Below are 13,126 nucleotides of genomic sequence, written 5' to 3'. Positions count from 1 at the left end.
GGAAAAGGGCTCCCCGGTCGCCCGAGGAGCCCATCGCGGTTAGCGACCTAAAGCCTAGAACTCTTCCCAGTCCTCGGAGACGGCCACCGCCGCCGATCCCGAGGCGCGGCCCGGACGGACGGCGCGAGCCGGGCGCGAAGCCGGTGGCGCCGAAGGCGTCGAGGCCGGGGCCGCGGCCCGCGGCGCGGGCGTGGGAGCCAGGGCCGGGGCCGGGGCCGAAGAGGCCATGGCGGCGCCTTGAGCGACGCGGAAGCGGGAGACCATCTCGCTCAGCGAACGGGCCTCGCCCTTCAGCGAATGGGTCGCGGCCGTGGCTTCCTCGACCATGGCGGCGTTCTGTTGCACGACCTGGTCCATCTGGTTGACCGCGGTGTTGACCTCGTTCAGGCCCGTGGCTTGCTCGGCGGCGGAAGCGGCGATCTCGGTCACCAGGGCGTCGATCGCGGCGACCTGATCGACGATGCGCTGCAGCGCCTCCCCCGTCTGGCCGACCAGGTCCACACCGGCCTCGACCTGCTGGGTCGAGGTCGAGATCAGGGCCTTGATCTCCTTAGCGGCTTCGGCCGAGCGTTGGGCCAGGGCCCGCACTTCCTGGGCGACGACCGCGAAACCCTTGCCGGCTTCACCCGCGCGGGCGGCTTCGACGCCGGCGTTCAGGGCCAGCAGGTTGGTCTGGAAGGCGATCTCGTCGATCACGCCGATGATCTGGCTGATCTGGCTGGACGAGGTTTCGATCTCGCTCATGGCCGAGACGGCCTGGCTGACGATCGAGCCCGAGCGCTCGGCGTCGGTCCGCGCGGTGGCGACCACATGCGAGGCCTCCTTGGCGCCCGAGGCGGTCTTGCGCACCGTGGCGGTGATCTCGTCGAGCGCGGCGGCGGTCTCTTCCAGGCTGGCGGCCTGTTGTTCTGTGCGGCGCGAAAGGTTGTCCGAGGCGTCGGCGATCTCGTCGGCGCCGCGATTGACGCCGCCCGTGGCGTTGCCGATCGCCTTGATGGCGTCCTGCATGCGGTCGGCGGCGGCGTTGAAGTTGGCCTTCAGGCTCTCGGTCTTCGGCGCGAACGGCACGACAATCCGGTGGGTCAGGTCGCCCGAGGCCATGCGGTCCAGGGCCTCGTTCAAGGCGGTGATCGCGGCGTTGTCCTCGCGGGCCGCGGTGGCCTTCTCGGCTTCGTTGGCCGAGCGCTCGCTTTCGGCGGCCTGACGCTCCTCGGCGGCGGCCTGCTCGATGCGGATTTTCTCGATGGCCGCGTCCTTGAAGTAGACGACGGCGCCGGCCATGTCGCCGATCTCGTCCTTGCGGCCCATGGCCGGGACTTCGACGCTGTTGTCGCCGGCCGCCAGGCGGCGCATGGCGTTGGTCATGGCCGCGACGGGACGAGCGATGGCGCCGGTCAACAGCAGGCCGCCCGCGATGGCGATGCCGGCGGTGACCAGGATGCCGACGGCCAGAACCAGGGTCCATTGAAGCATGGCCTTCTTCTGCGCGTCGGCCTCGGCGGCCAGCTCTTTTTCGGCATGCTTGACGATCGCTTCGATCGCGTCCTCGACCGGGCCGACGGCCTGATCGGCCACGCCATCATTGCGGACCAGCTCGATCGCCTGGGGGCGAGTGGCCGGATCGGCGCCAAGCCGCTCGCCTGGCTCGATGGCCAGCTTACGATAGTTCGCGTAGGCGGCCTCGACCGTGGCGACACGGGCCAGGTCGTCGGCGTCGCCGTCGGCCAGGGTCTTGATGCTATCCAGCGCCTTGAGGAACTTCGGCTTGTGGGCCTCTTCCAGACGCTTGACGTAGTAGGAGTCGCCCGAGAGCAGGAAGCCGCGCAGCGAGTTCTCCTGCCGGGTCAGGCGGAACGCCGCGGTATCGGCCTCACGCAGCATCTCGTAAGCCCGCTGGGTCCGCTCGACCGATTGGCCGAGATTGACCTTGTTGACGTATAGAGCGATGCCCATCGCCATGATCGTCGCCAGCATAACGGCGAAAACCGCCATAAGCTTTTGGGGGATCTTCAGATTGCCGAAAGACACCACGCGAACTCCTCATCCCTAGAATGACGGGGGCTCGATAGACGCCTAGACTAGGGCCGTGCTCAAAACATCACCGTCGAGCCCAATTTTCGCGCAGGCAAAGTTTCGGAGGCATTAACCCTGACGCGACTGAATGTCGCACATTGGGTTTTAGAAAACTCATTTCAGGTACTGAAAACACTATTGTCGCCGTTAGTGAGCCTCGTCCCAATTGAGCGCGGCTCGAACTTCGACAGTCAGCGGGACGGACAGGGCGACAGCCGGTTCCGCCGCTTTTTCCATCACACTGGCGATAACCCCACGCGCGACGTCCGCCTCGGACTCCGGCGCCTCGAAGACCAGTTCGTCGTGCACCTGCAGCAGCATCCGGGTCGACAGGCCAGCCGCCTGAAGCGCCGCTGGCATGCGGATCATCGCGCGGCGCATGACATCGGCCGCCGCGCCCTGGATCGGAGCATTGATGGCCGCGCGTTCGGCGAACTGCCGCTGGCCGACCGACTTGGCCTGGATCTCGGGGATGTTGATCTTCCGGCCGAAGATGGTCGTGACATAGCCGTGCTCGCGCACAAAGGCCTTGGTCGCGTCCATATAGGCCTGGATGCCGGGGAAGCGTTCGAAATAGGTCTTGATGTAGGCCCCGGCCTCGCCCTGCGGGATGCCCAGCTGGTTGGCCAGGCCGAAGGCGCTGATGCCATAGACGATGCCGAAGTTGATGGCCTTGGCCCGGCGGCGGATCATCGGATCCATGCCCTCGATGGGCGTGTCGAACATCTCCGACGCCGTCATCGCGTGGATGTCGAGGCCTTCCTGGAAAGCCTTCTTCAACTGCGGGATGTCGCCGATGTGAGCCAGGAGGCGCAGTTCGATCTGGCTGTAGTCGGCGCTGATCAGCACCTTGCCTGGCTCGGCGATGAACGCCTTGCGGATCTTGCGGCCTTCCTCGGTGCGAACCGGAATGTTCTGCAGGTTCGGGTCCGACGACGACAGCCGCCCCGTGGTCGTCGCCGCCAGGGCGTACGAGGTGTGCACCCGGCCGGTCCGCTCGGCGATCGCCGCGACCAGGTTCTCGGTGTAGGTGCCCTTCAGCTTCGACAGCTGACGCCAGTCCAGGAGGACGCGCGGCAGTTCGTGCTCCAGCGCCAGGCTCTCCAGCACGTCGCTGTCGGTGGACCACTGGCCAGTGGCGGTTTTCTTGCCGCCCTTGATCTGCATCTCGCCAAACAGCACGTCGCCGATCTGCTTGGGGCTGCCGAGGTTGAACGGCCGGCCGACCAGTTCGGTGGCGCGCGCCTCGAACTCGGCCATGCGCATCGAGAACTCGTTGGACAGGCGGCGCAGGGCCTCCGGATCAACCTTGATCCCGTCGTTCTCCATCGCCGCCAGCACGGCCGGCATCGGACGCTCGAGGGTCTCGTAGACCGTCAGCAGCCCCTCGCGCGCCAGGCGCGGCTTGAGGACCTCGTAGAGGCGCAAGGTGACGTCGGCGTCCTCGGCGGCGTAGGCGGTCGCCTCGGCCAAGGCGACATGCTTGAAGCTGATCTGCGCCTTGCCGGTCCCGGCCACCTGCTTGAACGGGATCGGCTTGTGGCCCAGCCACAGCTCCGACAGCTCGTCCATGCCGTGGCCGTGCAGCCCTGCCTCCAGCACGTAACTGATCAGCATGGTGTCCTCGATCGGGGACACCTGGATGCCGTGGCGAGCCAGGACGGCGATGTCGTACTTGGCGTTCTGCGCCACCTTCAGCACCGCCGGATCCTCCAGCAGCGGCTTCAAGGTGGCGATCACGTCCCCGAGCGGTATCTGGACGAGGTCGGCGGCGGCCTCCAGCGCCAGGCCTTCCTTCTCGCAGTGGCCGACCGGGATGTAGCAGGCCTCGCCCGGCGCGATGGCCAAGGACACGCCGCACAGGCCGGCGGTGGCCGAGGACAGGGCGTCGGTCTCGGTGTCGAACGCCACCACGCCCTTGGCTGTCGCCTTATCGACCCAGGCCTTTAGGGTCTCGAGGTCGCGCACGCAGGCATAGGCCGCGTGGTCGATCTTCACCGGCTCGGCGACGGGCGAGGCCGCCGCCCGGGCGGCGGCGCCCATGTACGACACCGTCGAGACCGGGGCCTTGGGCGGGGCGGCCGGGCGGTCGAGCGTCCCCGGAACCGCGGCGGCCGATCCGTCGCCGACGCGGCGAGCCAGGGTGCGGAACTCCATCTGGTCGAGGAAGGCGGCCAGAACCTCCTTGTCCGGCTCGCGCACCTTCAGGTCGTCCAGCGGCTCGGGCAGCGGGGTGTCGCAGTCCAGCTTCACCAGGGCCCGCGACAGGCGGATCTGGTCGGCGAAGTTGATCAGGGTCTCGCGGCGCTTGGGCTGCTTGATCTCGCCGGCGCGCTCCAGAAGCGTGTCGAGGTCGCCGAACTCGGTGATCAGCTGGGCGGCGGTCTTGATGCCGATGCCCGGAGCGCCGGGCACATTGTCGACGCTGTCGCCGCACAGGGCCTGAACGTCGACGACCTGCTCGGGATAGACGCCGAACTTCTCGAACACCTGCTCGCGCTCGATGCGGACGTTCTTCATCGGATCGAACATCGAGACGCCGTCGCCGACCAGCTGCATCAGATCCTTGTCGGACGAGACGATCACGGCCTCGCCGCCCACCTCGCGGGCCTTGCAGGCGTAGGCGGCGATCAGGTCGTCGGCCTCGTAGCCCGGCAGCTCGATGGCCGGCACGCCGAACGCCCGCGTGGCCTCGCGCACCAGCGGGAACTGCGGGATCAGGTCCTCGGGCGGCGGCGGACGGTGGGCCTTGTACTGATCGTAGAGGGTGTTGCGGAACGTCTTCTCCGAATGGTCCCAGATCACCGCCAGGTGCGTGGGCGTGTCGCCCTGCATGTCGCGCAACAGCTTCCACAGCATGTTGCAGAAGCCCTGCACCGCGCCGACCGGCAGGCCGTCGCTCTTGCGGGTCAGCGGCGGCAGGGCGTGATAGGCCCGGAACAGATAGGCCGAGCCGTCGACCAGGAACAACCGGAGGGCGGGGCCGTCCTGGGTCAAGTGCGAGGCGGGCGGGGATTCGGAAACGACGTCGGTCATGGTCGCGAACATAGGGGGACCGGCGAGCCTCGGAAACCCTCTGGCGGCGCGCGATCACCTGTCATAGCCTCGACCTAGGGTCGAGTTGCGCCTTCGGCGTATCGATGATCGCGAGGGGGTTTCCGGTGCTGTCGCGTCCGCTTGTGCTTGGCCTGCTGATCAGCGGCCTATCTGTGTCCTTGGCCCTGGCCCAGGAGGACAGCGCCAAGGACGGCTGGCGGCCGCAATTCACCGCCAGCGTCCCGGCCGACAAGCTGAAGGCGGCCTACCCGCGGGGGGCCACAGTGAGCGGCAAGGTGGCGCTGGATTGCGTCGCCGCCGGCGGCGGAAAGCTGGTCGACTGCAAGGTGGCCAAGGAGGACCCCGCGGGCCAAGGCTTTGGCGCCGCGGCGCTGTCGGTGGTGGGCTATGAGCGCATCAAGCCGAAGGATGACGCCGGAGACTCCGTCGCGGGCCGACCCGTGCGGACCTACCTCCAATTTTTCGCGCCAGGCGACGCCAATCCGAACTGGCTACGCAAGCCCACCGCCCAGGACATCGCCAACGTCTTCCCCAAGAAGGCGCTCGCGGACGGCGTTGGCGGCAAGGCCGTGATCGGCTGCGACGTGACGGTCGAGGGCTTCCTTCAGAACTGCAAGGTCCTGAGCGAGTCGCCCAAGGACTACGCCTTCGGCGCGGCCGGACTGCAGATCACCCCGCAACTGCGCATGACGCCCATGATGCGGGGCGGAAAGCCGGCGCCCGGCGGCACGGTCGAGATTCCGATCAATTGGGGCGAGCCCGCCCGCGGTTCGGACTTCAACAGCACGCCCGTCATCCTCGATCCGCCTTGGACCCGCGTGCCCACCCAGGCCGAGCTGAACGCCGCCTGGCCCATAAGCGCGGCGGGGATCGCCTCCGCCCAAGTCGCCTTGCGCTGCATCCTGGCCAAGACCGGCCAACCGCGCTCCTGCGCCGTGATCTCGGAGGAACCCCGCGGCAAGGGTTTCGGACGCGCCGCGCAGGACCTTTCGAAGCTCTTCCAGGTCAATGTCGATCCCGACGACAAGAAGCTTCGCGACTACAAGGTCGACGTCCCGTTCCGCTTCCGCGACCCGAGCTTGCCGGACAATCGCAAGCTGACGAAACCCCACTGGATCGCGACGCTGACCGCCGAGGGCATGGCCGCGATCTATCCGGAGGCCGCGATCAAGGCCAAGGTGATGTCGGGTCAGGCGGCGGCGACCTGCGTCGTCACCGCCGAAGGGCGTCTGGTCAACTGCGAGGCCGCGCGCGAGACCCCGGTCGGGCTCGACTTCGGCGCGGCCGCCATCAAGGCCGCGACGGCGATGCGCATGAACCCTTGGACGAAGGAAGGCGACACCCTGGATGGCCTGAAGGTCACGGTGCCCTTCCAGTTCAGCTTCGACGACGCCGCGCCCGCCGAAACCGCCAAGCCTCAGGGCGGCCAGCCCTGAGACCTGGGCAGCCCGGCTGATCGCCGCGCCAGCTTTCCTCGCCTTGCGAAAAGGGGGCGCGAGGCGTAACGGAACGCGGCTCCGCGATCTGTCGCGGACCAAGAGTTTCAGGAGAGCGCGATGGGTTACCGGGTCGCCGTGGTCGGCGCGACGGGCAATGTGGGCCGCGAGATGTTCAACATCCTCGAGGAAGTGAAATTCCCCGTGGACAAGATGCACGCCATCGCCAGCCGCAAATCCATCGGCGTCGAGGTCTCGTTCGGCAACCAGATCCTCAAGTGCGAGGACCTGGAGCAGTTCGACTTCTCGACGGTCGACATCGTGCTGATGAGCGCCGGCGGCGCGATCTCCAAGGCCTGGGGCGAGAAGATCGGCGCGGCCGGTCCGATCGTCATCGACAACTCCAGCCACTTCCGGATGGACCCGGACGTGCCGCTGGTGGTGCCGGAAGTAAACCCGAACGCCGTCGACAAGCTGCCCAAGAACATCATCGCCAACCCCAACTGCTCGACGGCCCAGCTGGTCGTGGTGCTGGCCCCGCTGCACGCCGAAGCCAAGATCAAGCGGGTGGTCGTCTCGACCTATCAGTCGGTCTCGGGCGCGGGCAAGGAAGGCATGGACGAGCTGTGGGAGCAGACAAAGGGCGTCTTCGTCCTGGGCGCTTCGCCGCCCAAGAAGTTCACCAAGCAGATCGCCTTCAACGTCATCCCGCACATCGATGTGTTCATGGAGGATGGCTACACGAAGGAAGAATGGAAGATGATGGCGGAGACCAAGAAGATCCTGGATCCGTCGATCAAGCTGACCGCCACCGCCGTGCGCGTGCCGGTCATGGTCGGCCACGCCGAGTCGGTGAACATCGAGTTCGAGACCCCGCTGGACGAGGAAGACGTCCGCGAGATCCTGCGCGACGCCGACGGCGTGGAAGTCATCGATAAGCGCGAGGACGGCGGCTACATGACGCCCAAGGAAAGCGCCGGCGAGTTCCCGGTCTATGTCTCGCGAATCCGCACCGACCCGACCGTCGAGAACGGCATCGCGCTCTGGTGCGTGGCCGACAACCTGCGCAAGGGCGCGGCGCTGAACGCCGTGCAGATCGCCCAGCTCCTGCACGACAAGGGCCTGATCAAGCAGAAGACCCCCGCCTGACATCCGCAAGTAGCGGGTTGAAATCAGGGCTCCCGGGGCAGACGTCCCGGGGGCCCTTTTCATTTCCGACCATGCCATTCCTACTTTGGGGGACGACACCATGTCGCCGAGCGTGAACCAGACCCGAGACGAAGGACGCGCGGCGCTGATCGCGGGCGTCGGCTGTTACACCCTCTGGGGCTTCCTGCCGCTGTACTTCCACCTGCTGTCCAACCTGGGCGTGGGCTCGTGGGAGATGATCGCTCATCGCACCCTGTGGGCCGCGCCTTGGGCGTTGCTGATCGTGCTGCTGGCCCGCCAGGCCGGCCAGGTCGCCGCGGTGCTGCGCCAGCCCAAGACGCTGCTGATCCTGGCGCTGTCGACCGTGGCCATCTTCGTCAACTGGTCGATCTACGTCTTCGCGGTGAACGCGGGGCGCGTGATCGAGACCAGCCTGGGCTATTACATCAATCCGCTGATGAACATGGCGGCGGGCGCCCTGCTGTTCCGCGAGCGGATCAGCCGCGAGGGCGCCATCGCCATCGGTCTGGCCGCCGTCGGCGTGGCCATCCAGACCGCCGCCCTGGGGCACCTGCCGGTGATCTCGCTGGGGGTGGCGCTCAGCTTCTGCTGCTACGCCATCCTGCGCAAACAGGTGAAGGCCGACGCCCAGACAGGCCTCTTTATCGAATGCGCCTATCTGGCGGTCCCGGGCCTTATCTACGTCCTGCACCTGCAGTCGACCGGCGCGGGCCACCTGGGCGCGGGCATGGGCGTCACGACCCTGCTGCTGCTGGCGGGGCCCGCCACCGTCGTGCCGCTGGCGCTGTTCGCCTGGTCGGCGCGCCGGATGCCCCTGAGCGCCATGGGCTTCCTGCAGTTCATCGCCCCCACCCTGCAGTTCGTGGTCGGGGTGTCGCTGGGCGAGCCTTTCACCCCGCTGCGCGCGCTCTCGTTCGCGTTCATCTGGCTGGGCGTGGCGGTGTTCGCTTACGGCGCCTGGAAGAAGACGCGCGTGCTGGCGGCGGCCTAAAACCGGCGAGCGAGCCCGACCACCAGCTCCAGGTCGGGCGTCTTCCGGTTCAGTCCGACATAGGCCGAGGCGTCCAGCTGGACGTCCTTCAGGGCCTTGGGGGTCCAGGCGGCGGTCAGGTCGAAGCTGGCCTTAGTCACCCGCGCGGCCGGGTCGTCGTCGACATCGACCCAAAGCTCGGCGCCCAGGTTCACCGCCCCTACCGCCCGTCCGACGCCGCCGGCCAGGGCGAAGGCCCCGTGTCGTCCCTCGCCCGCCGCGTTCGCCCGCGCGTCGAGCCGAGGCGCCAAGCTCAGCGACCAGACCTCGGAGAGGGGCATGGAGATCGGCGCGATCAGCCCGCCTTGCCAGACCTCGCCGCTGATCCCCTTCGCCCCCGTGGGCGCCACGACGAATGGCTGGAGGGCGATGGACAGACCCTCGCCGTCGGGGTTCCTCGGCGACCACCGCAACGCCAGACCAAGGTCGCCCGCGCCCGAGACGGTCGAGGCCACGCCATGGTTCTTGGTCCTCACCCACTGGCGCGGGGTCACGGTCAGCTGACCTTCGACGGCGTTCGTAAGCCCTAGCCGGAGTTCCAACGCCCCGTAGGACACGTCATCCACCGAGATCCCGCCGCCCCGGGTGAAGAGCGCGTCCGCCGCGCTGACCTCGACCTGGAAACGTCCCTTGTCGAGCACACAGGGCGGCGAGCCCTTGCCCGGACGATCGCCGCAGAAGTCGCGCTCTCGCGCCGACGCGGCGCCGGCCAGCGCCAGGATGGCCAGAACGATCGGGGTGGTGCGGACCATGCGCGTCTCCTTCGGGGAGACGCCTAGGCCCAAAGCCTCAACGCCGCCCTAAAGCGAGGCGTAGGCCGCCTCGATCAGGCGCACGGCGCGCGGGTCGCCGATCAGGGCCGAGCCTTGCTTGTTCATCACATAGGCCCCCGACACGCCGCGCGTCGGATCCGCGAACGCGCACGAGCCGCCCCACCCCGAATGGCCGAACGCCTCGGCCGTGGGCCCATAGAAGAAGTTGGGCTCGTTGCGCATGAAGCCCGCGCCCCAGCTGATCTCGTAGGGCAGGACCAGGTCCTGGCCGCGGATGCGCTCGGCGCTGGCGGCCTTGATCCCCGCCGGCGTGATCAGCGAGCGGCCGTCCAGGGTTCCGCCGCTGGCGAGCGCGCCCATCAGACGGGCCAGGGCCGGGGCGGTGGCGTGGCCATTGGCCGACGGAATCTCGACCCGCCGCCACTCGGCCGCGCCCTTGCCGCCCGGCGACGACCAGGGCTTGAGGAAGGCGGCGGTCACCGCGGCGTTGATCTCGCCGAACTTGGGCATGGCTGTGGGACGCATCAGGTCGGCGACACGGTCGTGCTCGCTGTCGGGCAGGCCGATCCAGATGTCGAGGCCCAGCGGCTGGCAGATGTCCTCGCGCAGGGCCGTCCCCATGGTGCGGCCGTCGACGCGGCGGAAGATCTCGCCGGCGAGGTAGCCGTAGGTCACCGGGTGGTAGCCGCTGGCCGAGCCGATCGGGAACAACGGGGCCATGGCGGCGAGCTTGGCGCAAGTGGCGTCCCAGTCGAACCAGATGGCCGGATCGGTCTCGTCCGGGAAGCCCGAGAGTCCGGCCTGGTGCGACAGGGCCTGCTCGACCGTGACGTCCTGCTTGCCGGCTTGCGCGAACTCCGGCCAGACGTCGGCGACGCGCTGGTCGTAGGCCAGGCGCCCTTCGTCGACGAGACGCGCGACCATCAGGGCGGCGACAGCCTTGGTGGTCGAGAACAGCGCCGTCAGGGTGTCGGGACCGAACGCGACCTCGCGCTTGCGGTCGGCGAAGCCGCCCATCAGGTCGACCACAATCTCGCCGTCGATGGCGAAGGAAAAGCGCGCGCCCAGTTCGCCGCCATCCTGGAAGTTGGCTTCGAAGGCGTCTCGGACACGCGCGAAGCGCTCGGGGCAGAGGCCGGTGATCTTCGTCATGTCTTAAGCCAGCCGTTCGATGCGGACAGAGGGAGAGGTTTGCTTGAGGCGCGCGCCCATGGCCACGATCGGCAGCTCGGGCGCGTTCCACAACTTGGCCGCCGCGACGGTCTCGGCCACGCCGCCGACGGCGCGGGCCAAGGCGTGCGAGCGCGTCTGGCCCTCGACCACCGCCGCCGCGTAGAGCGCGGTCAGAAGGTCGCCGGTTCCGTTGGGCGCCGTGTCGATCTCGGCGTGCAGGGCCAGCCAGGCCTCGTCATCGGTCACCAGAAGCGCGCCGATCTCATCGCCCCGTCGGACCGAGGAGACCAGGACTGGCTTGCTCAACTGGCGCGCGGCGCGCAGGGCGGCCGTCGGCTCATGAGCGTCCACGCCCGTCAGCCACCGCAGCTCCCAGGCGTTGCAGGCGACGAGGTCGGCGCGCGGAACCAGGGTTTCGGCGATCGCCTTGGCGGTCTCGGCGGCGACATACAGCCCCTTCCCCTCGTCGCCCATGGTCGGATCGACGATCACGGTCGGCGCGGGCGCGAAGGCGCCGTGGCGCGGCGCGGCGCGGACGGCGTCGATGGCGCGCGCCGCGGCCTCGACCTGGGCGGGGCTGGCGAAATAGCCGGTGATGACGAGGTCGGTCAGGCCGAAGAGGCCGTTGGCGGCGACGCCGTCCAGCATGCCCTCGAAGATCTCGATCGGCGTCGCCGCGCCGCCGGGCGGGCCCCAGCCGGGATGGCGGCCGAACAGCACCGTGGGGACGACCATGGCGTCGATCGCGAACGGCGCGAGGGCGGCGGCCTGAGCGGTCGCGCCGACCTGGCTGCCGGCGACGTGGCTGGAGAGGATCAGGGCGAGCGGCATGTCCTAGCGCTTAGCCGAGGCCCGCTGGCTTGAACAGGCGTCGAGAGCCCGGAAAAAGCGGAAGGGCCCGCCGCTTGCGCGACGAGCCCTCCGAAAGCCGAGACGATAATCGGCTTAGTAGCGGTAGTGGTCCGGCTTGAACGGACCGGCTTCCGGCACGCCGATATAGTCGGCCTGGTCCTTGCGCAGCTTGGTCAGCTTCGCGCCCAGCTTTTCCAGGTGCAGGAAGGCGACCTTCTCGTCCAGGTGCTTGGGCAGGGTGTAGACTTGGTTGTCGTACTTGGCCTTGTTGGTCCACAGCTCGATCTGGGCCAGGGTCTGGTTGGTGAAGCTGGCCGACATCACGAAGCTGGGGTGGCCGGTGGCGTTGCCCAGGTTCACCAGGCGGCCTTCCGACAGCACGATCAGCTTCTTGCCGTCCGGGAATTCCACGTGGTGGACCTGCGGCTTGATCTCGTCCCACTTGTAGTTGCGCAGGGCCGCGATCTGAATTTCCGAGTCGAAGTGGCCGATGTTGCAGACGATGGCGTTGTTTTTCATCTTCCGCATGTCGTCCAACGTGATGACGTCCTTGTTGCCGGTCGCCGTCACGAAGATGTCGGCCTTGTCGGCGACGTCGGCCAGGGTCTGGACCTCGTAGCCTTCCATGGCCGCCTGCAGGGCGCAGATCGGGTCGACTTCGGTGACGATCACGCGGGCGCCGCCTTGGCGCAGCGAGGCGGCCGAGCCCTTGCCCACGTCGCCATAGCCGCAGACCACCGCCACCTTGCCCGACAGCATGACGTCGGTGCCGCGACGGATCGCGTCGACCAGGCTTTCACGGCAGCCGTACAGGTTGTCGAACTTGCTCTTGGTGACGCTGTCGTTGACGTTGATGGCCGGGAACGGCAGCTCGCCCTTCTGGGCCATGTGGTACAGGCGGTGGACGCCCGTGGTGGTCTCTTCCGAGACGCCGCCAATGGCCGAGCGGATGGCCGAGTAGAAGCCCGGCTTCTCGGCCAGGTACTTCTTCATCACGGCGTAGAGAGCTTCTTCCTCTTCGTTCTGCGGGTTGTCGAGGATCGAGGGATCCTTCTCGGCCTTCGGGCCCAGCACGCAGAGCAGGGTGGCGTCGCCGCCGTCGTCGAGGATCAGGTTCGGATAGCCGCCGTCGCCCCACTCGAAGATCTTGTGGGCGTATTCCCAGTACTCGACCAGGTTCTCGCCCTTGAAGGCGAAGACCGGCACGCCCGAGGCGGCGATGGCGGCAGCGGCGTGGTCCTGGGTCGAGAAGATGTTGCACGAGGCCCAGCGGACCTCGGCGCCCAGGGCCGTCAGCGTCTCGATGAGAACGGCGGTCTGGATGGTCATGTGCAGGCTGCCGGCGATGCGGGCGCCCTTCAGGATTTGCTGGGGACCGTACTCGGCGCGCGTGGCCATCAGGCCCGGCATCTCGGTCTCGGCGATGGCGATTTCCTTGCGGCCGTAATCGGCGAGCGAGATGTCCTTGACGATATAGTCGGCCACGTGCGGCTCCTGCGGGATGGGATCTTGGCGGGGCTTATACCCCGCCCAGCCCTTCCGAGCAATTAACGCATAAAGAT

9 protein-coding genes are annotated in these 13,126 nt (G+C 67.9%); 3 read left to right on the top strand and 6 right to left on the bottom strand.

The annotated features are described in order from the left end of the window. Window positions 1-54: 54 nt before the first annotated feature. Together J2728_RS20305 and polA are read right to left on the bottom strand one after the other, a co-directional pair. Window positions 55-2,028, bottom strand: a complete 1,974-nt coding sequence (locus J2728_RS20305) for a methyl-accepting chemotaxis protein (RefSeq protein ID WP_310001978.1) — start codon at window positions 2,026-2,028, stop codon at window positions 55-57. Between the two features lie 192 nt (window positions 2,029-2,220). Next, window positions 2,221-5,109, bottom strand: coding sequence for a DNA polymerase I (polA, locus tag J2728_RS20300; protein ID WP_310001977.1), 2,889 nt, complete (start codon window positions 5,107-5,109; stop codon window positions 2,221-2,223). Between the two features lie 125 nt (window positions 5,110-5,234). Here polA and J2728_RS20295 point away from each other — a divergent pair, with 125 nt between their 5' ends. The 3 genes from J2728_RS20295 (at window position 5,235) to rarD (ending at window position 8,727) form a co-directional block, all read left to right on the top strand. Then, on the top strand, window positions 5,235-6,566 hold the full coding sequence (locus J2728_RS20295; protein ID WP_310001976.1) for a TonB family protein: 1,332 nt from the start codon (window positions 5,235-5,237) through the stop codon (window positions 6,564-6,566). Between the two features lie 120 nt (window positions 6,567-6,686). Next, complete coding sequence (locus tag J2728_RS20290) at window positions 6,687-7,715, top strand: aspartate-semialdehyde dehydrogenase (RefSeq protein ID WP_310001975.1); 1,029 nt, start codon at window positions 6,687-6,689, stop codon at window positions 7,713-7,715. Between the two features lie 100 nt (window positions 7,716-7,815). Further along, the gene (gene rarD / locus J2728_RS20285) at window positions 7,816-8,727 is read left to right on the top strand and encodes an EamA family transporter RarD (protein WP_310001974.1); all 912 of its coding nucleotides are present in this window, start codon (window positions 7,816-7,818) and stop codon (window positions 8,725-8,727) included. Here the strand turns inward: rarD and J2728_RS20280 are convergent. The 4 genes from J2728_RS20280 to ahcY all read right to left on the bottom strand — a co-directional run bounded on the left by J2728_RS20280 (window position 8,724) and on the right by ahcY (window position 13,049). Beyond that, window positions 8,724-9,518: a transporter gene (locus tag J2728_RS20280; protein ID WP_310001972.1), complete on the bottom strand. Its 795-nt coding sequence runs from the start codon at window positions 9,516-9,518 to the stop codon at window positions 8,724-8,726. The genes rarD and J2728_RS20280 overlap by 4 nt on opposite strands. A gap of 48 nt (window positions 9,519-9,566) precedes the next feature. Further along, window positions 9,567-10,691 (bottom strand): serine hydrolase domain-containing protein, encoded by a 1,125-nt coding sequence (locus J2728_RS20275; protein WP_310001971.1) that lies wholly within the window; start codon window positions 10,689-10,691, stop codon window positions 9,567-9,569. 3 nt (window positions 10,692-10,694) lie between these two features. Beyond that, window positions 10,695-11,543, bottom strand: coding sequence for a pyridoxal kinase (locus J2728_RS20270; protein WP_310001970.1), 849 nt, complete (start codon window positions 11,541-11,543; stop codon window positions 10,695-10,697). Between the two features lie 114 nt (window positions 11,544-11,657). Further along, entirely contained in the window at window positions 11,658-13,049 is a 1,392-nt protein-coding gene (ahcY, locus tag J2728_RS20265; protein ID WP_310001969.1) for an adenosylhomocysteinase, read from the bottom strand. Window positions 13,050-13,126 lie beyond the last annotated feature (77 nt).

Source organism: Caulobacter segnis (assembly GCF_031454995.1).
In the GTDB taxonomy this organism is placed as follows: Bacteria; Pseudomonadota; Alphaproteobacteria; order Caulobacterales; family Caulobacteraceae; genus Caulobacter; species Caulobacter segnis_E.
Note: the sequence above shows the minus strand (reverse complement) of the source record. Positions and strands in the feature narration are given on the sequence as shown.

Excerpts from the sequence above, each read along its gene's own strand:
- J2728_RS20270 (WP_310001970.1), bottom strand. The coding sequence starts at position 11,543 with ATGCCGCTCGCCCTGATCCTCTCCAGCCACGTCGCCGGCAGCCAGGTC.
- rarD (WP_310001974.1), top strand. The coding sequence starts at position 7,816 with ATGTCGCCGAGCGTGAACCAGACCCGAGACGAAGGACGCGCGGCGCTG.
- J2728_RS20290 (WP_310001975.1), top strand. The coding sequence starts at position 6,687 with ATGGGTTACCGGGTCGCCGTGGTCGGCGCGACGGGCAATGTGGGCCGC.
- J2728_RS20280 (WP_310001972.1), bottom strand. The coding sequence starts at position 9,518 with ATGGTCCGCACCACCCCGATCGTTCTGGCCATCCTGGCGCTGGCCGGC.
- polA (WP_310001977.1), bottom strand. The coding sequence starts at position 5,109 with ATGACCGACGTCGTTTCCGAATCCCCGCCCGCCTCGCACTTGACCCAG.
- J2728_RS20275 (WP_310001971.1), bottom strand. The coding sequence starts at position 10,691 with ATGACGAAGATCACCGGCCTCTGCCCCGAGCGCTTCGCGCGTGTCCGA.